This window comes from Acidocella sp. (genome assembly GCF_036489515.1).
Lineage (GTDB): Bacteria > Pseudomonadota > Alphaproteobacteria > Acetobacterales > Acetobacteraceae > Acidocella.
Window position 1 is genome coordinate 1 of sequence record NZ_DASXFO010000068.1, and the last position, 26505, is coordinate 26505.

Below are 26505 nucleotides of genomic sequence, written 5' to 3' on the forward strand. Positions count from 1 at the left end.
CCAAACCTCAACCAGACCATCATCAACATCCCGAAACCCAAACCAAAGCCCAGATCCCGAAACCAGCCCCACAGGTCACCCCGCAAAACCGGAAACGCCACCAACGTATCCCTTCCCAGCCTATTCAATTGTCAAACAGCAATTCCGTCCGCCCCAACCATCAGCCAATTAAAAAGGCACCGTTTCCGGTACCTCAAAGCAGCCGACGCTCAAAGCGTGGAGCGCCTTCTACAGCCCACCAACCCACACTGTCAACGACGGCTCATCCGCTGATGAGAGAGCCGTTTTTTGTTAGAAATCCAGGCCACAGCAACCAATCAACCCGGCGCAAAGGATTTTCTTCGCCGGCAAGCCGGCCATGCGTCCATCGCATGGCCGGCCGCCCATCCCCTCAAAATCCTCAAGGGTTACCTTGGCAACAGGCGCTTACGCCGCCTCCGCCAAATGTCCGTCAATGACCAAGCCCGCGTCGGATGCCGTCACCTGGACGGTGTCACCATCCTTCACCGCCCCCTCCAGAATGAGCCCGGCCAGCGGATTCTGCAGGTTGCGCTGGATGACGCGTTTCAACGGCCGGGCGCCGTAGACCGGATCATACCCCGCCTCCGCCAACCAGGCTCTCGCGCTTTCATCCAAGGCGATGCGAATGTTCCGATCGGCCAGCAAACGTTCCAGATGCTTCAGCTGGATCGACACAATGGTCGCCATGTCGGCCCGCTGCAGGCGGCGGAACAGCACGATCTCGTCCAGCCGGTTCAAGAATTCCGGCCGGAAATGCTCGCGCACCCGCGCCATTACCGCCGCCTCTGCCATACGCACATCCTCGCCCTCGGCCTGCGCTGCCAGAATGTCGCTGCCCAGATTCGAGGTCAGCACGATGATCGTGTTGCGGAAATCCACCGTCCGCCCCTGCCCGTCGGTCAGCCGCCCGTCATCGAGCACCTGGAGCAGGATGTTGAAGACATCCTCATGGGCCTTCTCGACCTCATCGAACAGGATCACCTGATAGGGCCTGCGGCGAACGGCCTCGGTCAGCACGCCGCCCTCATCATAGCCCACATAGCCCGGCGGCGCGCCGATCAGGCGGGAGACGGCGTGCTTCTCCATGAACTCGCTCATGTCGATGCGCACCATCGCCCGCTCATCGTCGAACAAGAACTCCGCCAACGCCTTCGTCAGCTCGGTCTTGCCCACGCCGGTCGGGCCGAGGAACAGGAAACTGCCGATCGGCCGGCTTGGGTCGTGCAGACCCGCCCGCGCCCGCCGCACGGCGTTGGAGACCGCCAGCAACGCCGCCTCCTGGCCAACCACGCGCTGCCGCAGATTATCCTCCATCTGCAGCAGCTTCGCCCGCTCGCCCTCCAGCATCTTTTCCACCGGCACACCGGTCCAGCGTGAGACAATGGCGGCGATGCTCTCCTCGGTCACCGCGTCATCGACCATCCGCTCATCGCTGTGCACCGAGAGTTTCTTCTCCAGCTCTGGAATTTTGCCGTAGAGCAGTTCCGAGGCTCGGGCGAGGTCACCCTTGCGCTGCGCCAGCTCGACATCATTGCGCGCCTGGTCGAGCTGTTCCTTCAGTCTCTGCGTCTCGGTCAGCTGGTCTTTTTCCGCCATCCATTTCGCGGTCAGCGTGTTGGATTTCTCCTCCAGCCCGGCCAGCTCCAGCTCCAGCTTCGCCAACCGCTCGGCGGAAGCCGGATCATCCTCTTTGCGCAGCGCCTCGCGTTCGATCTTCAGCTGGATCAGCCGGCGGTCCAGCTCGTCCAGCTCTTCCGGCTTGCTGTCCACCTGCATGCGCAGGCGCGACCCCGCCTCATCCACCAGGTCGATCGCCTTATCGGGCAAGAAGCGATCTGTGATGTAGCGATTCGACAAGGTCGCGGCCGCGACCAGCGCGGCATCGGTAATCCTCACGCCGTGATGCAGCTCGTATTTCTCCTTGATGCCGCGCAGGATCGAAATCGTGTCGGCGACACTCGGCTCGGCCACATAAACCGGCTGGAAGCGCCGGGCCAAAGCCGCGTCCTTCTCCACATGCTTGCGATACTCATCCAGCGTGGTGGCACCGACGCAATGCAGCGCGCCGCGCGCCAGCTCCGGCTTCAGCAGGTTGGAAGCGTCCATCGCCCCGTCCGCCTTGCCGGCGCCGATCAGCGTGTGCATCTCATCGATGAACAGAATCACCTCGCCTTGCGCGCTCTCGATCTCCTTGAGCACGGCTTTCAGCCGTTCTTCGAACTCGCCGCGGAATTTCGCACCGGCCACCAGCGCGCCCAGGTCAAGCGCCAGGACCCGCTTGTTCTTCAGCGATTCCGGCACGTCGCCATTGGCGATGCGCAGCGCCAGCCCTTCGACGATGGCGGTCTTGCCCACGCCGGGCTCGCCGATCAGCACCGGATTGTTCTTGGTCCGCCGCGCCAGCACCTGGATGGTGCGGCGGATCTCCTCGTCACGGCCGATCACCGGGTCGAGCTTCTGGTCGCGGGCCAGCTGCGTCACGTCGCGTGCGTATTTTTTTAGCGCGTCGAACTGCTGTTCCGCGGTGGCGCTGTCCACCTTGCGGCCCTTGCGCAACTCGTTCACCGCCTGCTCGAGCGCCTTGGGCGTGGCCCCCGCGGTCTTCAGGGCCCGTCCCGCCGGCGTGTCGCTGGCGGCGAGCGCCACCAGCAGCCGGTCCTGCGCCACATACTCGTCGCCCGCCTTGGCAGCACCTTGCTGTGCCGCATCGAGCACCCGCACCAGGTCCGGCGTGATCATCGGCTGGCCGGCCCCGGCCCCCTGCACTTTGGGGATGCGCGCCACCGCCGCGTCCACCGCCAGTTTTGCGCCGGCCGAGTCGCCACCCGCCATGCGGATCAGCCCGCTGGCGGCGCCCTCCTCATCGTCCAGGAACGCCTTCAGCAGATGCTCGGGCGTGATCTGCTGATTATATTCGCGCACGGCAATGGTCTGCGCTGCCTGCACAAAACCACGGGCCCGTTCCGTAAACTTCTCAAAATCCATGTCTGGTTCCTCGTTCTCAGGCAACCGCCCCGACCGCCCCTCACTAGGCAACGGCCAAAGCTTGCCAACCCGATATGGGCGAGGCCATGATTTGCCTCAAGAGGTTAGGACGTAATGCATATAGACTCCCTGTACCGCTATCCCGTGAAGGGCCTGACGCCGGAGCAGCTGAACCGCGCCCGCCTCACGCCGGGCCGCTGCCTGCCCTGGGACCGCGCTTTCTCCCTGGCGCAGGGCGATGCCGCATTCGACCCGAAGAACCCGGCCTGGGTGAAAAAAACGCATTTCATGTGCCTGGCGCGCAACGCCAAAGTCGCCGGGCTGAGCAGCCGCTTCGACGAGGCGACCGGGATTCTGGCCATAACCACGCCGGAGGGACAGCGCCTGAACGCGGACCCTCTCACCGCGGCCGGCCAGGACGCGCTGACCTCGTTCCTGACGGACTATCTGGGCGCGGAAGCGCGTTATGGCGCGGACGGCAAAGCCCCGCGCTTTCATCATTTCCCGAACCACAGCTTCTGCGACCACAAAACGCAGGTGATCAGCCTCATCGGCCTGGGCTCGCTGGCCGCGTTGGAGGCGGCCGCCGAGGCCCCGCGGGACAAAAGGCGCTTCCGCGCCAACATCTATATCGAAGATATCGAACCCTGGGCCGAATTCGCCTGGATGGGACGGCGCCTTCGCGTCGGCGAGACGGTCATGCAAGTGCAGGAGACAATCGACCGCTGCGCCGCCACCACGGTGAACCCCGACACGGCAGAGCGCGACGCCAACCCGGTCAAGGAACTGCAACAGCATTTCGGCCATATCGAACTCGGCGTGTTCGCCGAGGTTGTTCAGGGTGGCGAGATCAAGCCAGGGGATGAAATCACCCTGCTCGATTGAAAAAGAAAGTAGCCGCTTTTTGAAAAAAGCGGCGCAAAAACTTCTTTTATGCTGGGCCATGGGCGTTGTCGGCGACAACGCCCATGGCCCAAATTAATAAAGTTTTTTTGCTACTTTTTGTTCACAAAAAGTAGCCTTCCCTTCCTAAATCTCCGCCACCCGGCGCTCGCCGGGCGGATAGAATTTCAGGATCACCAGCATCAGCGCCATTGCCGGCAAGGCCGCGAAACTGGTGGCGATGAAGAACGGAATAAAGCCCAGGCCCGCCGCCATCACCCCGGACAGGCCGCCGATTGTGTGCAGAGCGAGCGGCGAGAGCGAGGACAGCAGCGCGTATTGCGTCGCCGTGTATTCCGGATTGCACAGCCCGGAGAGGTAGGTCAGGAACCCGGCATAGGCGAGCGCGCCGGCGAAGGACTCCACGACCGAGGTTGCCACCAGCATGGCGGGATGCCCGGGAAACAGCCCAAGCGCCGGATACATCAGCAAGGCCACGGTCTGGAACAAGGCGGTGACCAGCAGGGCCCGCCCGACGCCGAGGCGCGCCACCAAAACCCCGCCCAAAGCAGCACCGGCCAGGGTCGCGAGCAACGAGACCGGGCCATTCGCCACCGCGATCGCCGCCCTGTTGAAGCCGAGCGACGTGTAATACGGGGCGAGCATGCCGCCCGCCAGCGCCTCACCCAGGCGGAACGAGACGATGAAGGCGATCACCACCACCGCCCCCCGCCGCGACAGGAATTCCGCGAGCGGCACGCGCACCGCGGCGGTAAAGCGGGCGGCAAATCCCGCCGGCCCGCTCTGCCGCGTCACTTCCGGCTCCGCCGCCAAAAGCGTCGCCAGGGGGCCGATGAGCGCCAGGCAGGCCACCAGCAGAATCGCCACATGCCAACCGGTCCGCGCCGAAAGGGCGATGACGCCCGCACCCGAGACCAGCATCGCCCCGCGATAGCCCCAGATATAAGCGGCCAGCGCCGCGCCCTGCCGGCGCGGTGCAAAACTCTCGATCCGCCAGGCGTCGATCAGAATGTCCTGGCTGGCCGAGACGAACGCCACCACCGCGCCGATCGCCAGCGTCAGTCCGGCATGCCCCACCGGGTTGGACAGCGCCAGCGCCGCGATGCCGGCGACCAGCAGCACCTGCACGGTCAGCAGCCAGCCGCGCCGCCGCCCCAGCCACAATGGCGGCACCTCGTCAAAAACCGGCGCCCACAAAAATTTCAGCGTGTAGGCGAGGCCGATATTCGCCGTCAGCCCGATCACGCCCAGCGCCAGATGCGCCGAGGTCAGCCACATCGACAGCGTAAAGCCCGACAGCGCCAGCGGCAGGCCGGAGGCAAAGCCCAGGGCCGTCATCAAGCCAAGTTGCTTCATCCTGCTACTGGTTGGCCGGATCGTTGATATTGTCGGCCTTGCTGAACGTGCCGTTGACGATGTTGCCCTCGTCGCCCGGCATCATGCCCGGCAGGCAGGCGCCCTGCCATCGCAGCTGTGCCGCGATAGTGATCGGGCCGGACGGGAGTTTCAGCTGCGCCTGCAGCTGCACGTCCTGGGGGCTCGCATAGAACAGGGTTTCGTGGATCGTCATGTACTGTCCCTGGCCCCGGCAGGCGCCGTTGATGGCAAAATGCTGCCCGGCACCGGAAATGCGCAGATCCGTACAGGCACTCTCGCCGCTGGTGAAAAATTTCGCGTCATTGTCAGCATCGACACAGCTGACGGTCACGACATTGTCGGCATTGGGCAAAACCTTCCCGTCCGGGCCGCGCACGGTGGAGACGCTCTGCCACAATCCCGGTGCCCGCGCTGGCAAGGTCGCCGCACCGGCCGCCTGCGCCATGAGCGATCCCAAAACCGCCAGCCAGATTCTGCTCCGCATTTTTCTGCTCCCCGGCGTCTTCAGGCGCGGCTCACCTCTGACGCCGCACGACCACGCACTCAGTTCCGTACGCTGACATTCTCCGGCATTTCGATGTCGATCTCCAATGTCGACACCTGGCTACCACGGTCCAGTTTCACGTTCACCTTGTCGCGGTCGATCGCGATATGCTTGGCGATGACGGCCAGGATTTCCTCCTGCAGCACCGCCGCCAGATCGGCGCGACCGTTGAGCACACGTTCGTGCGCCAGCAGCAATTGCAGGCGCTCGCGCGCCACCGGCGCCGAACGCTTGCGCATAAAAAGGTCGAAAATGCTCATGCCATCGCCTTCCGTCCGAAGATCCGGCTCATCAACCCGCGGCGCTCGATCGGCGTCGTGACCTCGACCTTCTCGCCAAGCAGCCGGCGCGCCGCCTCGACATAGGCACGGGCCGGGGCTGAATCCGGATTGTTCAGCGTCACCGGGCAGCCCATGTTCGAGGCAGTCAGAACTTCCTGGCCTTCCGGCACGATGCCGAGCAGCGGAATCGCCAGAATTTCCAGCACGTCCTCCACCTTCAGCATCTCGCCGCGTGCGGCGCGGGCCGGGTCGTAGCGGGTGAGCAGCAGGTGTTTTTCCAGCTTATCGCCATTCTCGGCCTGGAGCGTCTTGGAGTCCAGCATGCCGATGATGCGGTCGGAGTCGCGCACCGAAGAGATTTCCGGGTTGGTGACGACCACCGCGATATCGGCGAAGCGCATCGCCATCATCGCGCCCTTCTCGATCCCCGCCGGGCTATCGCAGATGATCCAGTCGAATTTTTTACGCAATTCGGTGATGACCCGCTCCACGCCCTCTTCCGTCAGCGCATCCTTGTCGCGGGTCTGGGAGGCCGGCAGGATCGAGAGCGTCTCGATCCGCTTGTCGCGGATCAGCGCCTGGGCCAGCTTGGCGTCGCCCTGCACCACGTTCACCAGATCGAACACCACGCGGCGCTCAGCGCCCATGACCAGATCGAGATTGCGCAGGCCGACATCGAAATCGATGATCACCACGTTCTGCCCGGCCTTCGCCAGCGCCGCCCCCAGCGAGGCCGAACTCGTGGTTTTCCCAACGCCCCCTTTTCCGGACGTCACCACCAATACTTTAGACATTCTCTCTCCTCTTCCCGCGTGATGTACGGAACGCCCTATTCGAGCGGCGAAATTTTCAGACTATCTGTGTCGAGCTGGATCTGTACCGCGCGGCCATGGCGTTTGTCTCCCCAATGCTCGGCCATATCATAGATCCCGTCGATGGCGATCAGTTCAGCCATCAGCTTCTGGCAAAAAATCCGTGCCGCCCCCCCGGTGCGAATCCCGGCAATCGCCCGGCCCCTCAGGGAACCGTAGACATGGATCGAGCCCCCGGCAATCAATTCGGCGCCGGAGGAGACCGAACCGACGACGATGATATCTCCGTCCTCGAAGACAACCGACTGGCCCGAGCGGACCGGCCGGTCGATCAGCAGTGAGGGCAGCCTCGCCGGCGGTTCTTCCGCCACGGCAGCTTCCACCGGTTTTTCAGCGACGGCCTCGGCCGCTTCTTCTGGCTCGGAAGCGCCCGGCACAACAATTTCCCGGTCCGTCGTCGCCTGCGCCCGCATCTCGCGGCCTTGCTGCAGTTTCGGCAGGCGCTCCCACCCGGTCCCGGACAGACGTACGGGGTCGATCCCCTCCAGCCCAACGATGCGCAGATCCCGTGAGGCCAATGCATCGAGCACTTCGCCCAGATTCTGGCTCCCGTCATCAATCGCTGCCAGGTTGACGATGATCGGCCGGTCGACAAAAAAACCCGCGGAACGCAGCATCTGCTCGTCCAACGCCGCCAGCCAGGGTTCGAGCGGCGCCTCAGGGGCGACGATCAAAGCCATGAAACTACGGCCCCGAATCAGAACTTTGGGCAGTTTTAGCGTTTCGGTCGACACTCCCGAGGCCTAGCTGGAGCGGCTCCGTGGTGTCAATGACATTCGCCGCGCTTTGAAGCGTAGGAGGCGCAAAGGAAGACTTCTTTTTGTGAACAAAAAGAAGCAAAAAAACTTTGCTATGCTGGGCCACGGGCTTTGTCGCTGACATAGCCCATGGCCCAGCATAAAAGAAGTTTTTGCGCCGCTTTTTTCAAAAAGCGGCCACTTTCTTCGACGCCGGCGGATCGACCTCGACCGTCGTGGTCATGCCGGCCACCAGCTGGATCCCGGGCGGCACATGATCGAGTTGAATCCGCACCGGCACACGCTGCGCCAACCGCACCCAGGTGAAAATCGGGTTGACCGTGGCGAGCCCCAGTCGATTGGGCTGTGCATTCGGCACACCGATCGCCCGGGCGATGCTCGCCACATGCCCGCTGAGCACTTGGCGGTAGCCGAGCAGCTTGACCTTGGCCGGGTCGCCTACTTGGATCGCGTGCAGACTCGTCTCCTCGAAATACCCGTCGACCCAGTAGGAATCGGCGTCGACCACCGCGAGCTGGGAGGCGCCCACCTTGGCATAGTCCCCCAACTGGGCCTCCAGGTGCGTCACCCAGCCATTGGCCGGGGAGCGTATCTGCGTCCGCTCGAGATTGATTTGCGCCAGATCCAGCTGGACCTGCGCCTGCTGCAAGGTCGCTTCGGCCACCAGCACCGCGGTGTCGGCGCTCTGCTTCTGTTCCACCGGCACGGCCTGGTTGCTCAAATTCTGGCGCCGCGCCGCCTCGCGCTGCAGGTTCACGAGATCTGCCTGATCCTGCTGCACCACCGCCTGGGCCAGCTTGACCGCGATCTCATAATCCCTGGGGTCGATCACCATGAGCAGCTGGCCTTTATGCACATACTGATTGTCGTGCACCGGCAGAGCGACGATGATCCCGGCGACTTCCGGCGCCAACTGATCGACATAGGCCCGCACCGTGCCATCGCGGGTCCATGGCCCTTCCATATAGGCGTACCACATCGCCCAGGTCAGCGGCGCCGCAAGGAGCACTGCGATCAGGGTGATGAGCACGGGCAGGATCGCCCTGTGCCGGGGTTGCGGCTCGACATCCAGCATGCGGCGCAGATGCTCAGACGCAGCATCGCTCGCCGGCGTTGGATCGATTTTCAAGTGAGACGCGGCCATGAACCCCCTCGGGAAGCAACAAACAAAACCATCGACGACAGCACGATCATGTAGACGGCGAAGATGAACAGCCCCGGATGCCAGACGTAGCGGAGCAGGCTGAAGCGGTCGGCGATCCGGCGCAGGATGACGACGATGAGCCACGAGGCGCCGAGCATCGGCGCCATGGGCGCGACATACACGCCGAACAGGTTGATCTCGGTGAAGCTCACGGCCGTGCTCCTTGCGTAAAAAACCCACCATGCTGGGTCAGCGCCTCGGAAATCGCCAGAATGCTGGCCCGCGCCTTGAGGGATGCTTCTCCCGGACGTTCCACCGCCATCACCCCGACGCGGCGGTCGAGCACCGCCAGACGGTCGATCGCGAGCTTTGGTTTGCCGTCGATAAACGCGGCGAGGGCCGTCTCCAGCTCGGCTTGCAAGCCAAAGCGCGGCGCGGCGCGGCGTAGCCGGATGATCTCCTTGCCCACCGCCAGGGCCGCCAACAGCTGCGCGCGCTGCACCGGTTCGGCCAGATCCGGCAACACGTACAGGCGATGGAAAACGCGCCGCTCCCACCGCCCCGGGCTGGGCGCCGGCAGCACCGCCAGCCGGCGCAGATCGTGCAAGGTGAGAGACAGCAGCCGGCGCACACGCACCGCAGGCGGCACCGGCGGCACAAGCCGGCACGCCACCGTGGCGATGATCGTGCCACCGACAATGCTGACGACGTTGTTGAAAAAAATCGTGGCATCGTAAGACATGGCGTTGGCGACGCCGAGCAGGGGCAGGGACGTCAAGACCATGCCGGCGAACAGCGCGGTGTTGCGCAGCCGCGCCATGCACCAGCCGGCCGGCACCAGAAACAGCGCCAAAACCAGGCAGAGACCGCCAAATCCCGTCATATGCGGCAGCATCAGAAAATTGGCGGCGCCGGCGTAAAGGGCTGCCAGGATCGTGCCGATGGCAAATCCGTCGGCGGCGGGCCCCACCTGGTCTCCCCGTGGCGAAAACAGCAATACCGAGATCGCCCCGAACACCATCGCCTGCGGGCCGCCCGGCCAGGCGTTGAGCCCCCATAAAAATTCGATCGCCGCCAATGTGACAAACACCCGCAGCCCACTGACGAAACAAGGCAACAGGTCAGGAACACGCAAGTGCAACCATCCGGGACTTGGGCGCGACTGGCGCGGCACAGCCAGCAGCGCGAGGCCGTTCAAGGCCTGGTCCAACCCCAGAAACGCCTCGGCTGTCCAATCCGACAGCAGGCGTTGCGAGGCGGTCTCAGCCGCCCCCTTCAACTGCGCCTTTGCGCCCACCAGGCAGGATCTGCGCAACCGCACCGGATCGGCACGCCAAATTCCGGCATAGTTGGGGTGCGCCGCCGCGAACATCTCCGGGGGAATTACGTCCCGGATCAGCGCGGCCGCGCGCTCGCTTTGTTCCGGGGGCAGCACTTCAAGATGGCGGGCGACCACGCGCCATGCGGAGAGCGTCGAGAGCAACCCGCTGGTGGCGCGTTCAAGACGTGGCGAATGCGGGCGCAGATCCGACGACTCCCCCATCACCTCATCGACCGTGACATCCAGCGCGATGACACGCCGGGTCAGCTCCCGCCTTATCATCCGCGCCTCCGCCTCGCCGGGTCCCGCCAACAAAAATGCACCCAGAAAATGCCTGGAAATTTCCTGGGTAAGACCGGCCAGCTGGGTGGCCAGGCGCTGCCGCGCGCCACCGAAATCAGTGCCCGCCAGCACCACGCCGGCACTGGCGATGCCGATGCAGATCTCCGTCGCGCGCGTAACGGCGATGGTGAATGCATCGCCGTTAAAGCCTCCCGTAACGCCGATCTCACCCGCCGCGACAATGACTGCGGTATACCCCGCCAGCGCCGCCGCATACGAGGCGAAATTCCGCAATAGTCTTGAGGCAAATCCACAAGCCCCGCCCCATACCGCAAGGCCCAGCAGAAACCACAGACGCTGCTGCGGAAACAGCCCGGCGAGAACCACGACGGCGACAGCGCCGACCACCGTGCCGACCATGCGGAAATAGCCTTTGCGCAACGAGGCCCCGAGGCGCGGCTGACAAACCACGGCGGCACTCATGCCGGCCCAATAGGCGTCGTCGAGTTCCAGCTTGAAGGCGATGAACAATGCCAGGCAGACAGAAGCCCACAACCGCACGCCAAACAAAAAGCCGGGCGAGGTCAACGCTAGCGCCGCGCGACGCGGCAGGCGGATCGCCACGTTCATGCCCAGGTCATTCTCGGCGCGATAGAAAATATTTTACGTTCGATTGATTTGCCTGATGCAAAACGATCTTGGCAAAACACTCGGTCAGCGCCAATTCCGCTTTCCGAAGATAAAGGATTTCTCTTAATCAATCGACGATCAAAAAAACTGTGCAGAGGGCCGACGCAGCATAAGATTTTAAAAAGCGTCTGAGCGCCCATCGCTTTCGTCGGCATCATGCGCTCATAGCGCCTATCAGTCTGCATTTGGCCTGCAATTCAAGCATGGTTCACATGCTGGTAGCGTACGAAACGTCATTACGCAGCGGTTCTGGTAAGCGTTGGAACCTGCTCAGGCAAGGAAAGCGAAGGCTTCTTTTTGTGAACAAAAAGAAGCAAAAAAACTTTATGAATCTGGGCCATGGGCGTTGTCCCCGACAACGCCCGTGGCCCAGCATAACAAAAGTTTTTGCGCCGCTTTTTTCAAAAAACGGCCACTTCCCTCCTTTCAAGAAATTTTTCTTCTTCCGTGCAAAAAGCCTATCGCTCCCCACCATCTGCCATTAAGCTCAACGCGCTCAAGCCCGCGGTCAGCGGCATAGAAAGATAAAGAGGGAGGATTGTTCATGCCCAGGAAGGGCCCCGAGCATAGTGCCATTTTCGACTACATCATCGTCGGCGCCGGTTCGGCCGGCTGCGTGCTCGCCAACCGGCTGACGGAGTCCGGCAAGTACCGCGTGCTCCTGCTCGAAGCCGGCGGTCCCGATACCAACATGTGGATCCACATCCCCATCGGCTATGGAAAACTGTTCAAGGACCGGCGGGTCAATTGGATGTACGAGACCGAACCCGAGCCGGAGCTGAACAACCGTCGCATTTTTCAGCCCCGTGGTAAGGTGCTGGGAGGCTCGAGCTCGATCAACGGCCTCATCTATTTGCGCGGCCAGCGGCAGGATTGGGATCTTTGGCGCCAACTCGGCAATGCCGGGTGGTCGTTCGACGACGTGCTGCCCTATTTCAAGAAATCCGAGGATCACGTGCAGGGCGCCAACGGCTTTCACGGCACCGGCGGCGGCCTCGCGGTCTCCTACCCGCACCGGCACCCGTTATGCGACGCGTTCATTCAAGCCGGTGTCGAGACCGGCCTGCCGCAGCGTGAGGAGTTCAACGCCGGCGAGCAGGAGGGCGTCGGCTATTTTCCGATAACGTCGCGTAACGGTCGCCGTTGCAGCGCCGCCGTGGCGTTCCTGCATCCCGCCATGAAACGTCCCAACCTGACTGTGATCACGAACGCGCTGGCGCAAAAAATCCTGTTCGAGGGCAAACGCGCCGTCGGCGTACAGTTCAGCCATGCGGGGCAAGTCACCGCGGCTCGTGCCGCGCGTGAAGTGATTCTTTCAGGCGGCGCCATCAACTCGCCGCAGCTCCTGCAACTCTCAGGCTGGGGGCCAGCCGATCTGCTGCAACAGCACGGCATTCCGGTGATTGAAAATGCCCCAGGCGTCGGCAACAACCTGCAGGACCATTTGCAGGTGCGCATGGTTTTCAAATGCCGCCAGAAAGTCACCGTGAACGACGACTATCACCATCTCGGCCGCCGCGTCGCCGCCGGCCTTGAATACCTGTTTCACCGCCGCGGCGCGCTGACCACCGCCGCAGGATATGCCACGGCTTTTTTTAAAACAGATCCGCGTTATGAAACGCCCGATTGCGAGGTTCATTTCATTCCCTTCAGCACCGACAAGATGGGCGATGCGCTGCATCGCTTCTCCGGCTTCACCGCCTCGGTCTGCCAGCTGCGCCCCGAGAGCCGCGGCAGCATCCGCATCAAAAGCGCTGATCCTGCAATCCCCCCTGAGATCCGCATGAATTATCTGTCCGCAGAAGCCGACAGGCGCGTCAACGTAGACAGCTTGCGCATCCTGCGCGGCATCGTGAACGCGCCTTCCATGGCGGATTATCTGCTCGAGGAATACGAGCCCGGAGCCGGCATCACCGGCGATGACGACCTGCTCGCCTATTGCCGCGCCCGCGGCAGCACCATTTATCACCCCACCGGCACGTGCGCGATGGGCCCGAATTCCGGCGCGGTCGTATCGCCGGCACTGAAACTGCAAGGCGCCGAGGCCATCCGTGTCGTCGACGGTTCGATCATGCCACGTCTCATCTCCGCCAATGCCAACGCCTCGATCATCATGATCGGAGAAAAAGCGGCGGACATGATTCTGGCCGACGCGCACGGCAATTAGAGTGAAAGGAAGACTTCTTTTTGTGAACAAAAAGAAGCAAAAAAACTTTATTGATGCTGGGTCATGGGCGTTGTCGCCGACACCGCCCATGACCCAGCGTAGCAAAAGTTTTTGCGCCGCTTTTTTCAAAAAGCGGCTGCTTAAAAAACCCGCCTTGAACAGACTAAAAACATTCCAAAAGGGAGAAAAAATAACGATGAACACAACAAGATTCTCGGGTCGGACCGCGATTGTCACCGGCGGCGCGTCAGGCATCGGGCGGGGGATCGCCGAGCGGCTGCTGGCCGAAGGAGCGCGGGTGAGCCTGTGGGACGCCAACCCCGCCGTGGGAGATGTCGCGGCAGAGCTCAAGGCCCATCACAGCGTGCAGCTGGACGTGACTGATCCGCAGGCGGTGGCGGACGCCGCCGACGCGACCGCGCGGGCGCTGGACGGCATTGCCATTCTCGTCGCCAGCGCCGGCATCACCGGCCCCAACGTCCCGGCCTGGGACTATCCGATCGAAGCCTGGCAGCAGGTGATCGAAATCAACGTGAACGGGGTTTATTACTGCAACCGCGCCGTCATTGCGCATATGCGGCGCACCGGATACGGCCGCATCGTCAACATCGCCTCCATCGCCGGCAAGGAGGGCAATCCGAACGCCTCCGCCTACAGCACCTCCAAGGCAGCGGTGATCGGCCTGACCAAGTCCCTCGGCAAGGAACTGGCGGAAACGGAAATCCGCGTGAACTGCATCACCCCGGCCGCCGTCGCGACGCCGCTCTTCGAGCAAATGACCGAAGCACAGATCGCCTTCATGCTGTCGAAAATTCCGATGAAACGCTTCGGCCTGGTGCCGGAGGTCGCCGCCCTCGTAACCTGGCTGTGCAGCGAGGAATGCTCCTTCTCCACCGGCGCGGTGTTCGACATTTCCGGCGGCCGCGCCACCTATTGAAAGTAAGGCAAGCGGCCGCTTTTTGAAAAAAGCGGCGCAAAAACTTTTGGCGATGCTGGGCCATGGGCGCTGTCGGGGACAACGCCCATGGCCCAGCATGAATAAAGTTTTTTTGCTACTCTTTGTTCACAAAAAGTAGCCTTCCTTCTCTTCCCTAGGTTTTTTCCGGCTTGCCGATATGATGCTGCGTATACAGCTCAAGCCCGAGCCGGCCGATGAGGTCGAGCTGCGTCTCGAGAAAGTCGATATGGGCTTCCTCGTCCTGGATCAGGCTCTCGAACAGGTCGCGTGTCGCGTAATCCTTGACTCCGTGGCAATGAGTCGCGGCCTCCAGATAAAGAGTCCGGGCGGTGTTTTCGGCCTGAAGGTCATTCTCGACGACCTCCTTGGGGTTTTTTCCGATATGCAAGGCATCGAGCGTCTGCATGTTCGGAAAGCCGTCAAGGAAAATGATGCGGTCGATCAGCTTGTCGGCGTGATGCATTTCTTCAATCGCTTCTTCGCGCCACTTGGCAGCGAGCGCATTAACGCCCCAATTGTCGAGAATCCGGTAATGAAGCCAGTATTGATTGATTGCCGTAAGCTCATGGCGCAACGCGTCGTTGAGATATTCTATGACTTTTGTATCGCCCTTCATGCGGAAGCACTCCTGACGCGCAAGTCTTGTTTATAAAAACATTCCTCCTGGACCGCTCATCCGTCAAGCATTGTTTGGCGCGCTATGCTCCGAGAGAGGAAAGCCGCCATACAAACTTTTATGCTCCGCTGGGCTGTGGGCGTCGTCAGCGACAACGCCCACGACCCAGATGAGCAAAGTTTTTTTGCTACTTTTTGTTCACAAAAAGTAGCTTCCCTTTGCTTGGGCTCAGGCCGCCTTGACGCTCGCGCGCTCGGCGATACGGGCGCGCCAGGCCTTCAGATGCGCCAGATCGGCCGGCACTTCCACCTTGAGGAAATCAAACACGTTCAGCCCCGCGAACGCGGTGATGTCGGCCATCGAGAAGAAATCGCCCGCCAGGTACGGCTGCTTGGCCAGCACGCTGTCGAGGTAACGCGCCCCCTCGATGGCGCGCTTGCGCTGGTACTCGCCCCATTCCTTGTTCTGGTAGATCTCGATATCCGGGCCCAGGCCCGGCGTGGCGTGGTGCAGATAGGTGACGATGGCATCCAGCAGGCCGGCTTCGGCGCGGCGCTGCATCATGTGCACGATGCCGCGCTCGCGGGCGGTGCGGCCGGTCAGGCTCGGCTTGCCATCGAGATTGTCGAGATACTCGGTGATCGCGGTGCATTCCGAAATGCAGGTGCCGTCGTCGAGTTCCAGAACCGGAACCGCCGCGGTCGGGTTCTTCACCAGGAAGGCCGGCTGGCGATGCTCACCGCCGAGCACATCGACCTGGATGAACTCGGCCTTGTCCAGGATCCCTTTCTCGGCGAGCGCGATGCGCACGCGGGCGGGATTGGGGAACCCTTTATACTCATAAACCTTCATGATTAGTCCTGTCCTTAAGATCGGCGTTCTCACAAATCCCCGCGCCGGTGACCGGCGCGGGGATTTGTGCACTGCACATAAAGTGCATCCGGCAAGGTTCAAGCCACGTCTCGCCATGATTGGACGACTTCCCGCTATGCTTGCGCGGCCCTTGGCCCCGCCGCTAAAGGAACGGCGACCTTTTCGGGCCGACGGGAATGGCCTTCATTCACGCCCCCGGCAAAGCCAGCTTTGATCGGACTTTTCATGACGCCCAGCCAGACGCTGCCTACCCTCGTCACCCATAGCGGGAAGTTCCATTGCGACGAGGTGTTCGCCTATGCCGTGCTGCGCCTGGCGCTGGGCCGCGACCATATTTTGCATCGTACCCGCAAGCCTGAGCTAATCGAGAGCGGCGACATCGTCTGGGATGTGGGCAGCGTGTACGACGTGAGCGCGAACCGTTTCGACCATCACCAGCCGGGGGCCCCCACACGGGCCGACGGCACGCCTTTTTCATCCGCCGGGCTGATCTGGCAGGTTTACGGCGCCCGCGCCATCGCCACGCTACTGAATGAGGCGGACGCCCCCTTGGCTGCGGCAATCGCGGCGGAGCTCGATAACGGTCTGGTCAAGCGGATCGACGAGGTCGATAACGGCGTGTCCGTCGAGGGCCCGGTGAAGCGCGACTCCCTCGCCCTCGCGGCACTCATCGGCGACTTCAACCCAAGCTGGGACAGCCCGGAAGCGAACGGCCCGACCGCCGGCGACGCCGCCTTCCTCGAGGCGACGGATTTCGCGGAAGGCGTGCTGCGCCGCAAGGTCGACTTGTTGCGGTCACGGCTCCAGGCCGAGGCGGAGGTGCTTGCCGCGCATCAGGCCGGCGCCGACCCGCGGATTCTCGTCCTGGCGCGCGGCATGCCCTGGAAGAATGTGATTTTCAGCCACGAACTGCCCGTGCTGTTCGCGGTCTCTCCGGCCTCGAACGGCAACTGGATGGTCGATACCATGCCACCGGAACCGGGTTCGTTCGCGCAGCGCCTGCCGCTGCCGGAAGCCTGGGCCGGGTTGCAGGCCGAGGCGCTGGCCGCCGCCAGCGGCGTGGCCGATGCGGTGTTCGTGCATGTCCGGCGCTTTGTCGGTGGCGCGAAGTCACAAGCCGGGGCGATTGCGCTGGCGCAAAAGGCGATTGAAGCCGCCTAAAGAAAGCAGCCGCTTTTTGAAAAAAGCGGCGCAAAAATTTTTGCTCTGCTGGGTCATGGGCGTTGTCGCCGACAACGCCCATGACCCAGATTAATAAAGTTTTTTTGCTACTTTTTGTTCACAAAAAGTAGTCTTCCCTTAGCTACACTTGGACCAGCCGCACTGGTGGCAGGTCAGGCAGGCGCCCTCCTTTGTCACCCCCGGCTGCGCGCATTCGGGGCAGAGCATGCCGAGCGTGCCGGCGGCCGGCGCGGGGCTGTGGGCTTGGTGCGGCCCCTGCCCTTCAACGACCAGGAACCCGGTCTCGATCATGTGCTGCTCGATGATGCCGCCGAGGGCGGCGATTAGCGACGGCACGTACCGCCCGTTGCTCCACTGCCCGCCACGCGGATCAAAGATGCCCTTCAGCTCCTCGGCGACGAACGCCACCTCGCCGCCGCGGCGGAATACCGCCGAGATCATCCGGGTCAGCGCCACCACCCAAGCGAAATGCTCCATATTCGCCGAGGAGATGAACACCTCGAACGGCCGCCGTTGCCCGGCTTCCTCGATGTCGTTGATGGTGACGTACAGAGCGTGCTTGGCGTCCAGCCAACGCAGCTTGTAGGTGCTGCCGGTGAGCTTGGCCGGGCGCGGCATCGGCGCATGGTTCGGCTCCACCGGCACCGAAGTGGCCGCGGCCACCGCCTCCGCGTCATTCGCCGGCGCGGGCGTGACCGACAGAACCGAACCGGTGATCGCGTTCGGCCGATAGGTGGTGCAGCCCTTGCAGCCTTGGGCGTAGGCCTCACGATAAACTTCCTGGAACGCCTCGAAGCTGATGTCCTCGGGCACGTTCACGGTTTTCGAAATCGCGCTGTCGACATGGCGCTGCAGCGCCGCCTGCATGCGGATATGCTCGGCCGGGGTCAGGGTCTGCGCGGTCACGAAATGATCCGGCAGCGGCGCATCCGCGCCGAATCTCCGGCGGTAGGCCCGCACCGCATAATCCTCGACCAGCTCCTCCCGCTTCGACCCGTCCGGCTCGGTGACCTTGCGGACGAAACTATGCGCAAAGACCGGCTCGACGCCTGAGGAGACGTTATCGGCCAGCAGCGAGATCGTGCCGGTCGGCGCGATCGAGGTCAGCAGCGCGTTGCGGATGCCGTGTTCGCCGATCAGCGCGCGCACCTCGGCATCGAGCTCGCGCACCGTCTGACCGGCGAGATACGGCTCGGCGTCGAAGAGCGGAAACGCGCCCTTCTCCGCGGCGATCCGCGCCGAGGCCATATAGGCCGCGCGATTCACCTGCCGCGCCCAGCGTTCCGCCGCCTGCTCCGCCGCTTCCGACCCATAGCGCAGCCCCACCATCATCAGCGCATCGGCGAGGCCGGTCAGGCCCAGCCCGATCCGGCGCTTGGCCATCGCCTCCTGGTGCTGCGCCTCGAGCGGGAAGCCGGAAGCGTCGATGGTGTTGTCCATCATGCGCACCGCGACCGCGACCAGTTCCTCAAGCGCCGTTTCGTCGACATGGGCGGCGGGCGTGAACGGCTCGCGCACCAGCGTCGCCAGGTTGATCGAGCCCAACAGGCAGGCGCCATAGGGCGGCAGCGGCTGCTCGGCGCAGGGATTGGTCGAATGGATGGTCTCGCAATAATACAGGTTGTTGCGGTTGTTGATGCGGTCGATGAACAACACGCCCGGTTCGGCATAGTCGTAGGTCGCGCGCATGATGCTGTCCCACAGCGCGCGGGCGCGTAGCGTGCGGTAGGTGACGCCGCCGAACACCAGGGGCCAGTCGGCATCGGCCTCGACCGCCGTCATGAACGCATCGGTCACCAGCACCGACAGATTGAAGTTGCGCAGCCGCCCGGGCTCGCGCTTGGCGGCGATGAACGCCTCGATATCGGGATGGTCGCAGCGCATCGTCGCCATCATCGCGCCGCGCCGCGCCCCGGCCGACATGATGGTGCGGCACATCGCGTCCCACACATCCATGAACGAGAGCGGGCCGGAAGCATCGGCGCTCACCCCCTTCACCACCGCGCCTTTCGGCCGGATGGTGGAGAAATCGTAGCCGATGCCCCCGCCCTGCTGCATGGTCAGCGCGGCCTCGCGCAGATGCGCGAAAATCTCGCCGAGATCGTCCTCGATGTCGCCCATGACGAAGCAGTTGAACAAGGTGACGCGCCGGTCAGTCCCCGCGCCGGCGATGATCCGGCCGGCCGGCAGAAACTTGAAATCCTCCAGGGCGGCGTAAAACCGCTCTTCCCACAGCTCCGGCTGCGCCTCGACGGCGGCCAGCGCGCGGGCGATCCGGCGCCAGCTATCCTCGACGGTGCGATCGATCGGCGTGCCGTCGGCCTGCTTCAGGCGGTATTTGTCCGCCCAGATCTGCCGCGAGATCGAGGCGATCCGTTCATGGGCAGGAATTTTGGGCCGTTCGGCAATCACGTTCATCATACCTATCCTGTTTCTTGACCCGCCGGAGGGGCGGCCCTGGGCGATCCGCACTTACCTGCCCGCCGGAAAAGCTCGCTTATGGCATAGGAAGGAGAAGATTTCGATTCGCTCCTTTTATGCCTTTCCGGCCCAAAAATTACAACATTTTGTGTTAGTGTTCGCAACTGCACACTAAATGAAGAAATTTCCATGACACCCAGCCGCGCCGTCGGCGGTTAAGCCGCGTTTCCGGCGTCTGCAGACATATGACGTTTTCATGCCTCCCCTTGGCGTCCCGCAGCCACCGCTTTATGGGGCCGGCAGAACTGAAGGACGTTCATGATGAACCAGAGCCGGCCGAAAATCGCGGAAACCATCATCGACCCCAGCGTCTCCTTGCGCGAGGCTGTCATCGGGGTGCATTGCGAGGTTCTGGAGCGCTCCCATGTCGAGCACGCATCGCTCGGCGACTTCTCTTATCTTGGTCCGGACTGCATCGTCGCCGATGCCGAGATCGGTAAATTCTGCGCCATCGCCGCACGGGTGCGGATCGGCGCGCCGAACCATCCGATCGACCGGCCCTCACTGCACCGCTTCACCTACTGCCCGGACTATTACAGCTCGGCCCCCCGCGACACGACATTTTTCGCCGCGCGCCGGGACGATCGCGTGCGCATCGGCCATGATGTGTGGATCGGCCATGCCGTGACCGTTCTGCCGGGCGTCACCGTCGGCGACGGCGCGGTGCTGGCGGCGGGCGCCGTCGTCGCCAAGGATGTGGCACCCTACACCATCGTCGGCGGCGTGCCGGCCAAGCCGATCCGCGAGCGCTTCTCCCGCGACATCGCCGCAAGGCTCGCACGCATCGCCTGGTGGGACTGGCCGTTCGAGACGATCATGCAGCGCCTCGCCGATTTCCAGACACCGGACATCGAAGCGTTCTGCGCGCGGTGGGAAGCGTAAAGAAAGGAAGACTACTTTTTGTGAACAGAAAGCAGCAAAAAAACTTTATTACTTCTGGCCATGGGCGTTGTCGCTGACACAGCCCATGGCCCAGCACAAAAGAAGTTTTTGCGCCGCTTTTTTCAAAAAGCGGCTACTTACTTACGCCGGGCGCAGCACGTGCACCGCGCGCTTCTCGATCATGTCGCTCACCGAAGCCGCATAGGCCGCCATGTGCGGCGCTTTGGCATGCGCGCTCAGCGCCTCGGCGCTTTCCCATTTCTCCACGACCACGAACGTGTCCGGGCCGAACGCCACCTGGCCAAGCCCCTCGGCATCGACCACGGGACCATATTCGATGCAGCCGGCTTCGGCATGCACGTTGGGGATGTTTTTATGGAACGCGGCCAGCACCTCGGCGCGTTTTCCGGGCTTCGTGGTGATAAAGGCGAGCACATGGATCATTGTCATTAACTCCTATGGTTGTAGCGAGCCTATTGCAGCGCCTGCCGCAGGACAACCGGCCAACGACCGGCGCCGGTCGTCCAGCTTGCCTCACAGCATGAACTACGCTTTGAGACCGGCCGCGCGAAACCAAAGGAACAGCACATGAGCGACCAACCCGCCCTGCAAGCGGTGATCTTCGACTGGGCCGGCACGATGGTCGACCATGGCAGCCGGGCGCCCATGGGCGCCTTCGTCAAAGCCTTCGCCACCTTTGGCGTGACCATCACCATCGCCGACGCGCGCGGGCCGATGGGCATGGCCAAACGCGATCACATCCGCATGGTTGGCCAGGCACCCGCCGTCGCCGCGGCCTGGGAGCAAAAATTCGGCCGTCCCTTCGGCGAAGCGGATATCGATGCCATATTCGAGGTGTTCGAGCCGATGAACATCGCCTCGGTCCGCGATCATGCGGATTTCATCCCCGGCGCGCTCGAGACCCTCGCGCAGCTCAAGGCGCGCGGCCTGCGCATCGGCTCCACCACCGGCTACACGCGGCCGATCATGGAGGCGCTAATGCCGCTTGCCGCCGCGCGCGGCTTCGCCCCGGAAATCGTCGTCTGCGCGGGCGACCTGGCCGCCGGCCGGCCGAGCCCGCTGATGATGTGGCACGCCATGGCGCAGATGGGCATCTGGCCGGCGCAAACGGTGGTGAAGGTGGACGACACCCTGCCCGGCATCGGCGAGGGTGTGGCCGCCGGCACATGGACGGTGGGCGTCACCCTCTCGGGCAATATGGTCGGCCTCTCGGCGGAAGAACTGGCCGCCCTGCCCGAGGCGGAACGCAACGCGCTACGCGAGCAGGCCAGCGCCGCCATGCTCGCCGCCGGCGCGGACATCGTCATCGACTCGGTGGCCGACCTGCCCGGCGCCATCGAAGGGATTTCCGCCGCCCTCAAAGCGGGCAAACGCCCCGGCCACGCCTAGGAAGCAAGGCTACTTTTTGTGAACAACAAGTAGCAAAAAAACTTTATTAATGCTGGGCCATGGGCGTTGTCGGTGACAACGCCCATGGCCCAGCGGAGCAAAAATTTTTGCGCCGCTTTTTTTAAAAAGCGGCTGCTTGCCTTTAAACAGTGTTGAACAGCGCCATGAAGCCGAAATCCATATGCGACTGCATATGGCAGTGGAACAGCGTCTTGCCCGTCAGCCCCGGCGTGAAATCAATGTCCAGGGTCTGATAGCCGCCGATCATCGCGACATCCTTGCGCACGCCGGAGGTGGGGTGGCCCGCGATGTTCGTGATCTCGAACGTCGTCCGGTGCATATGGATCGGATGGGTGCTGGGGTTGGCGTTTCTCATGCGCAGGCGGTAGCGCGTGCCGCGCTTGACCGTGAACATGGTCGGCATGGTCTCCATGTCGAAGGCGACGCCATTGATGGTCCAGCGGTTGAAGCCGCCATCCGCGCCGCGGTTCCGGGCGAAGACCATCTCGAGGATTTCATCCGGCTTTTGCACCTGCCCATGGGGATCGGCAAAGTACCGGTAGTCCCAGGCGAACGAGGTGGGCGCGCGCCACACCGGCTTGCCGCTGGCGCCGGCATACTCGACGACGATGCCCATGCCGAGATTGCGCGAGCCGTCATCCGTATCGCCCATGACCCAGACGCCCGGCTGCTTCATCTCGACGATGGCGCTGACGCGCTCGGCGGTGCCAAGCCACAGCACGGGCACCTCAGCCTGCGTCGGCACCGGATTGCCGTCCAAGGCCACGACCCTGAACGTATGCCCCGGCAGATACAGGCTTCTGATTTCCGTAGCGCTGCCGTTCACGATGTGGAACATCACGCGCTCGCCGGGCTTCACCTTGATGGGGTCGCCAAAGCCAAGCTGCCGCCCGTTAATGGTATAGACATTATACGCCAGATCGTAGGGCTTCACACCCGAGGCGATAGAGGGTGCATCCGCGGCTTTGCTGGCGGTCTTGAGGGCGGGAACGATATCCGTCGGGTACAGGAAGGTCGGGCCGGGCGGGCCGTCCTGCGTGGTAAAATAAGGCGAGAATTCCTTGAGCATCAGGAACACTTCGCGGTCATAGGCGCCGGGCTCATTGCGCGGGTCGATATAGACGGTCCCGACCTCGCCCGTGTACTGGCCCATGTTCAGGTTGGCGCCGGCGGTCAGATGCGTATGGTAGAAGCGCAAACCCGCCGGGGCCGGCGTGAACACCTGGCGGCGCATGCCCTGCGCGGGGATATAGGGCGTACCTTCCTCGATCGCGCCGTCGACCACGTCGGGGAGGTACTGGCCGTGCCAGTGAAACTGTTCCGGCGTATCGGTGTTGTTGTAGATGTCGACGGTGGTTTGCTGTCCTTCCTTGAAGCGGAGCAAGGGACCGGGAAAACCACCATTGTAGCAGGTCGTCGACAAAAAGCTGTTCGGCGCGTACTCGATCAGGCCGGTGCCGATTTGGATCGTATAATCCGCTTTTCCGCCGACCGGAGAGGTCGTTGATGACGCGAACGGCCCTGATGCCGGCGCCACCTCCCGAGCGGGCGTCATGCCCGCCATCGGCGACGGATCGGGCGACATGGACATGGCGGCGTGCGTCACTTCAGGAATGGTGCTGCCCAGCGCCGCCAAGCTTCCGAACTTCAAAAAATCGCGCCGGTCTACAGACATAGACTTAAGTCCTTTTAACACAAACAGCCGACATATTCAGGCCCCTGTTTTCAAGAGACTGCGGCATCCGGAATAACGGTCTCCAGATATTGAAGTTCCAGCGGCACGACAAATAAGATGTATGCATTCCGATTATGCCGGACATTCACACCCTGTGATGTTCTGTTCTGTCTCCGCCTTCGGGGTTTGGCCACAAACGCCCCTCCGCCGTCACAGCACCCTTGCTTCATAAAAATCTCGACAATCGGCTCTTTCACAAATCCGCCGGTTTTGATAAGCCTACCTCCACGCATCAAGTTTTCACCTCACACCTGATCCGTTTTCAGGACCCACACCAATCTTCACTGATCGGGTTGGCATTGCCGAATAATCCCCCCTTGATTGCAAACAACTCTTTGATTGCAATTGTCGATGATGACGAGTCCGTTCGCGAGGCCATCAAGGGCCTTCTGCGCTCCATGAAGTTCACCGCAGAGACGTTTTCGTCCGCCGAAGACTTCCTCCGCTCCGCCCATGTTAACCGCACCACTTGCCTGATTGCCGACATTAATATGCCCGGCATGAGCGGGTTCGATCTCTATCGCCATATATCGAATCTCAGCCGGCGCATTCCGATGATTCTGATTACCGCCTACCCGAACGATGGTGTTCGCGCGTCTCCCCCGGGAGCGGGAATTTTTGGCTATCTGATCAAGCCTTTCAGTGACGATGACCTACTCAAATCCTTGAGATTTGCCTTTTCCGCCGCCCCTGATCGCGACGATGCGCCATGACCGGCCAGGCCCGCTCATTGCCAATCTCATACAAAACCATCACATCACCATCTTATACCTTCGTATCGGTGTCGCTTTATCAAACGCGGTGATATTGTTGGGTTAGATCAATCATTCTCCAGGCTGGCTTCTCGGATGGAGGGAAGCGGCTGCTTTCCTAATCATGCTCCAGCAAAAATTTTCATCAGCGTGCGCAGTCGCTGCGGTGAAGGCATGAGACGTTTGTCCGACCGGAGCCGATCAGCGTCGAAGCCGGCCTCGGTGCTGGCTTCCGATTTATTTCCACAGAGGTTCCATCCGCCACTAATCACAACGGGTCTTTATGATAATATAATCAAATATGATTAGCTTATCACTCTATGTCTTCCAGTTGAGGTATCAAGGTGAAATCTCCCCTTCCCGCCGCCGCGCCGCAGCCGGAGCCGCGCGGCGAGCGCCGGAAGCGCGAGACACGCTCCCGGCTGCTGGAAGCGGCCCTGCGGCTGATGGCGGAGAAAGGGATGGGCGGGGTGGCGATCAACGAGATCACCCAAGCCGCGGATGTCGGCTTCGGGTCGTTTTACAATCATTTCGAGTCCAAGGAGGCAATCTACGCGGCGTTGCTGGATTGGGGTTTTGAGGAGTTCGGCGAGACCCTCGCCCGCCTCGTTCGCGACGTGACCGACCCTGCCGAGGTCATTTCCGTCTGCGTCCGCCACACGCTGTTGCGGGCCCGGCGTGAACCTTCCTGGGGGCAATTCCTCGTACGCGAGGGCTTTTCGGCAAAGGGGCTCGAACGCGGCCTCGGCCTGCGGCTGCTGCAGGACATCGAGACCGGCGTGAAGACCAAGCGCTTTCCTATCGACGACCTCCTGATGATGTGCACGTCGGTGGGGGGAACGGTGCTCACCGCGGTCTCCATCGAGCTGCAATTCGGGTCTTCCCCGGGAACGCTGCCGGCGGGATTGAAACGGCGAGGTTTCAGCGTGGAGGGATTACCCGAACGCGCCGCGGCGACCGTGCTGCGCACGCTGGGCCTCGGCCAAGCCGAAGCGGAAGCCATCGCCCGCCGCAGGCTGCCTGATCTCAGCTAAGCGAAGGGAAGGCCTACTTTTTGTGAACAAAAAGTAGCAAAAAAACTTTATTTATGCTGGGCCATGGGCGTTGTCACCGACAACGCCCATGGCCCAGCATAAATAAAGTTTTTGCGCCGCTTTTTTTAAAAAGCGGCTGCTTTCCTTCACGTTTTAACGACAACCGCAAGGCGTGAAGAGGCCGTCGGGTGGCGCGTTTGTCGCATTTGTGATTACGCCCTCGCCATCGCAAGTGATACTATCATCAGCTATGATATAAATGTCACATCGATAAGCCGCAGCCAATTCTCTCGCCTTCCAACGATTAAGCCCAGTAAAGCAAATTTTACCGCATCAGGCGGCAAAATTTGTAAATTTGCCTCTTTATGCGAATAAAATACCCTCTGGAAGCGCCCGGGCTGGGACGTGCGGGCGGGAAGAACGAGAGGAGCGAGGTCTACCCGAGGAGTCAAGAATGAAGGAGACGTCAGCGAACGTTATCGTCATTGATGATGATCAGAGCGTTCGGGAAGCCCTCGGGAGCCTGCTACGATCCGTCGGCTTCCAAGTGAAACTGTTCAGCTCAGTTGACGAATTTCTGCGAACAGGGCCGCCCCAAGGACCCACTTGCCTGGTCCTCGACGTGCGCCTGCCCGGACAAAGCGGCCTCGAACTGCAACGCGAACTCGCGACGACGAGCAACCAGTTGCCGATCGTCTTCATCACCGGGCATGGAGACATTCCAATGTCTGTGCAGGCGATGAAAGGTGGGGCGATCGAGTTCTTGACGAAACCGTTCCGGGACCAGGATCTGCTGGACGCCATTCAACTTGGGCTGGCCCAGCATCAGGCATGGTTCGAGACTGAACAAGCGCTCGCAGCCCTGCAGAAGCGCTTCCTGACTCTAACGCCCCGTGAGCGCGAGGTCATGGCCCTGGTCGTGGAGGGCCGGCTCAACAAGCAGATCGCCGCGGCGCTCGGGGTCAGTGAAATCACCGTGAAAGTCCATCGCGGCCAGGCGATGCGGAAAATGGGCGCGCCGTCGTTGGTCGATCTCACCAGGATGGCAGACAAACTGACGCTCCGGCCGGAAAAGGTCAAAACCCATTAAAAGGTAAGCGGACGCTTTTTGAAAAAAGCGGCGCAAAAATTTTTGTTATGATGGGCCATGGGCGTTGTCGGCGACGAAGCCCATGGCCCAGCATAACAAAGTTTTTTTGCTACTTTTTGTTCACAA

25 protein-coding genes are annotated in these 26505 nt (G+C 62.1%); 10 read left to right on the plus strand and 15 right to left on the minus strand.

Translation table 11 applies throughout. From position 1 onward, the window contains the following. Positions 1–426: 426 nt before the first annotated feature. Complete coding sequence (clpB, locus tag VGG47_RS10840) at positions 427–3006, minus strand: ATP-dependent chaperone ClpB (protein ID WP_331538357.1); 2580 nt, start codon at positions 3004–3006, stop codon at positions 427–429. 114 nt (positions 3007–3120) lie between these two features. Between clpB and VGG47_RS10845 the strand changes: the two genes are divergently transcribed. Continuing rightward, entirely contained in the window at positions 3121–3891 is a 771-nt protein-coding gene (locus tag VGG47_RS10845) for an MOSC domain-containing protein (RefSeq protein WP_331538359.1), read from the plus strand. Between the two features lie 144 nt (positions 3892–4035). On the opposite strand, the gene VGG47_RS10850 is transcribed toward VGG47_RS10845, so the two are convergent. From VGG47_RS10850 to VGG47_RS10890, 9 genes are all read right to left on the minus strand, one after another. Next, entirely contained in the window at positions 4036–5250 is a 1215-nt protein-coding gene (locus VGG47_RS10850; protein WP_408841909.1) for an AmpG family muropeptide MFS transporter, read from the minus strand. A 19-nt stretch (positions 5251–5269) separates the two neighbouring features. Next, positions 5270–5770 (minus strand): DUF3617 domain-containing protein, encoded by a 501-nt coding sequence (locus VGG47_RS10855; protein ID WP_331538361.1) that lies wholly within the window; start codon positions 5768–5770, stop codon positions 5270–5272. A gap of 59 nt (positions 5771–5829) precedes the next feature. Then, positions 5830–6090, minus strand: coding sequence for a cell division topological specificity factor MinE (gene minE / locus VGG47_RS10860; RefSeq protein WP_331538363.1), 261 nt, complete (start codon positions 6088–6090; stop codon positions 5830–5832). Continuing rightward, positions 6087–6905 (minus strand): septum site-determining protein MinD, encoded by an 819-nt coding sequence (minD, locus tag VGG47_RS10865; RefSeq protein ID WP_331538365.1) that lies wholly within the window; start codon positions 6903–6905, stop codon positions 6087–6089. The genes minE and minD overlap by 4 nt, the downstream gene beginning before the upstream one ends. A gap of 35 nt (positions 6906–6940) precedes the next feature. After that, positions 6941–7663 (minus strand): septum site-determining protein MinC, encoded by a 723-nt coding sequence (gene minC, locus VGG47_RS10870; RefSeq protein WP_331538367.1) that lies wholly within the window; start codon positions 7661–7663, stop codon positions 6941–6943. 244 nt (positions 7664–7907) lie between these two features. Beyond that, positions 7908–8885 carry a biotin/lipoyl-binding protein gene (locus VGG47_RS10875; RefSeq protein ID WP_331538369.1) on the minus strand — a complete coding sequence of 326 codons (978 nt, stop codon included), beginning with the start codon at positions 8883–8885 and terminating at the stop codon, positions 7908–7910. Continuing rightward, entirely contained in the window at positions 8867–9097 is a 231-nt protein-coding gene (locus VGG47_RS10880) for a DUF1656 domain-containing protein (RefSeq protein ID WP_331538370.1), read from the minus strand. The genes VGG47_RS10875 and VGG47_RS10880 overlap by 19 nt, the downstream gene beginning before the upstream one ends. Further along, a complete protein-coding gene (locus VGG47_RS10885) occupies positions 9094–11118 on the minus strand; it encodes an FUSC family protein (RefSeq protein ID WP_331538372.1) in 2025 nt (674 codons plus the stop codon). The genes VGG47_RS10880 and VGG47_RS10885 overlap by 4 nt, the downstream gene beginning before the upstream one ends. After that, positions 11115–11336 carry a hypothetical protein gene (locus tag VGG47_RS10890; protein ID WP_331538374.1) on the minus strand — a complete coding sequence of 74 codons (222 nt, stop codon included), beginning with the start codon at positions 11334–11336 and terminating at the stop codon, positions 11115–11117. The genes VGG47_RS10885 and VGG47_RS10890 overlap by 4 nt, the downstream gene beginning before the upstream one ends. 54 nt (positions 11337–11390) lie before the next feature. Here VGG47_RS10890 and VGG47_RS10895 point away from each other — a divergent pair, with 54 nt between their 5' ends. From VGG47_RS10895 to VGG47_RS10905, 3 genes are all read left to right on the plus strand, one after another. Then, on the plus strand, positions 11391–11663 hold the full coding sequence (locus VGG47_RS10895) for a hypothetical protein (RefSeq protein ID WP_331538376.1): 273 nt from the start codon (positions 11391–11393) through the stop codon (positions 11661–11663). A 59-nt stretch (positions 11664–11722) separates the two neighbouring features. Next, entirely contained in the window at positions 11723–13345 is a 1623-nt protein-coding gene (locus VGG47_RS10900; RefSeq protein WP_331538378.1) for a GMC family oxidoreductase, read from the plus strand. Between the two features lie 196 nt (positions 13346–13541). Further along, on the plus strand, positions 13542–14282 hold the full coding sequence (locus VGG47_RS10905) for an SDR family NAD(P)-dependent oxidoreductase (RefSeq protein ID WP_331538380.1): 741 nt from the start codon (positions 13542–13544) through the stop codon (positions 14280–14282). 154 nt (positions 14283–14436) lie between these two features. On the opposite strand, the gene bfr is transcribed toward VGG47_RS10905, so the two are convergent. Both bfr and VGG47_RS10915 read right to left on the minus strand, forming a co-directional pair. Further along, complete coding sequence (bfr, locus tag VGG47_RS10910; protein ID WP_331538382.1) at positions 14437–14919, minus strand: bacterioferritin; 483 nt, start codon at positions 14917–14919, stop codon at positions 14437–14439. Positions 14920–15147: 228 nt separating this feature from the next. Beyond that, positions 15148–15771: a glutathione S-transferase family protein gene (locus VGG47_RS10915; protein ID WP_331538384.1), complete on the minus strand. Its 624-nt coding sequence runs from the start codon at positions 15769–15771 to the stop codon at positions 15148–15150. 246 nt (positions 15772–16017) lie between these two features. On the opposite strand from VGG47_RS10915, the gene VGG47_RS10920 reads away from it, so the two are divergent. Then, positions 16018–16953: an MYG1 family protein gene (locus VGG47_RS10920; RefSeq protein WP_331538386.1), complete on the plus strand. Its 936-nt coding sequence runs from the start codon at positions 16018–16020 to the stop codon at positions 16951–16953. Between the two features lie 138 nt (positions 16954–17091). Here the strand turns inward: VGG47_RS10920 and VGG47_RS10925 are convergent, their stop codons facing one another. Beyond that, positions 17092–19395 carry an adenosylcobalamin-dependent ribonucleoside-diphosphate reductase gene (locus tag VGG47_RS10925; RefSeq protein ID WP_331538387.1) on the minus strand — a complete coding sequence of 768 codons (2304 nt, stop codon included), beginning with the start codon at positions 19393–19395 and terminating at the stop codon, positions 17092–17094. Between the two features lie 321 nt (positions 19396–19716). Here VGG47_RS10925 and VGG47_RS10930 point away from each other — a divergent pair, with 321 nt between their 5' ends. Further along, on the plus strand, positions 19717–20337 hold the full coding sequence (locus tag VGG47_RS10930; protein WP_408841934.1) for a DapH/DapD/GlmU-related protein: 621 nt from the start codon (positions 19717–19719) through the stop codon (positions 20335–20337). 141 nt (positions 20338–20478) lie between these two features. On the opposite strand, the gene VGG47_RS10935 is transcribed toward VGG47_RS10930, so the two are convergent. Then, positions 20479–20787: a putative quinol monooxygenase gene (locus VGG47_RS10935; protein WP_331538391.1), complete on the minus strand. Its 309-nt coding sequence runs from the start codon at positions 20785–20787 to the stop codon at positions 20479–20481. Positions 20788–20925: 138 nt separating this feature from the next. Between VGG47_RS10935 and phnX the strand changes: the two genes are divergently transcribed. Next, positions 20926–21747 carry a phosphonoacetaldehyde hydrolase gene (gene phnX / locus VGG47_RS10940; protein ID WP_331538393.1) on the plus strand — a complete coding sequence of 274 codons (822 nt, stop codon included), beginning with the start codon at positions 20926–20928 and terminating at the stop codon, positions 21745–21747. Positions 21748–21889: 142 nt separating this feature from the next. On the opposite strand, the gene VGG47_RS10945 is transcribed toward phnX, so the two are convergent. Beyond that, the gene (locus tag VGG47_RS10945) at positions 21890–23443 is read right to left on the minus strand and encodes a multicopper oxidase family protein (protein ID WP_331538396.1); all 1554 of its coding nucleotides are present in this window, start codon (positions 23441–23443) and stop codon (positions 21890–21892) included. A 221-nt stretch (positions 23444–23664) separates the two neighbouring features. On the opposite strand from VGG47_RS10945, the gene VGG47_RS10950 reads away from it, so the two are divergent. The 3 genes from VGG47_RS10950 (at position 23665) to VGG47_RS10960 (ending at position 26379) form a co-directional block, all read left to right on the plus strand. Continuing rightward, a complete protein-coding gene (locus VGG47_RS10950) occupies positions 23665–24216 on the plus strand; it encodes a response regulator transcription factor (protein ID WP_331538398.1) in 552 nt (183 codons plus the stop codon). 383 nt (positions 24217–24599) lie between these two features. Next, positions 24600–25289, plus strand: a complete 690-nt coding sequence (locus VGG47_RS10955; RefSeq protein ID WP_331538400.1) for a TetR/AcrR family transcriptional regulator — start codon at positions 24600–24602, stop codon at positions 25287–25289. A gap of 454 nt (positions 25290–25743) precedes the next feature. Then, a complete protein-coding gene (locus VGG47_RS10960) occupies positions 25744–26379 on the plus strand; it encodes a response regulator transcription factor (protein WP_331538402.1) in 636 nt (211 codons plus the stop codon). Positions 26380–26505 lie beyond the last annotated feature (126 nt).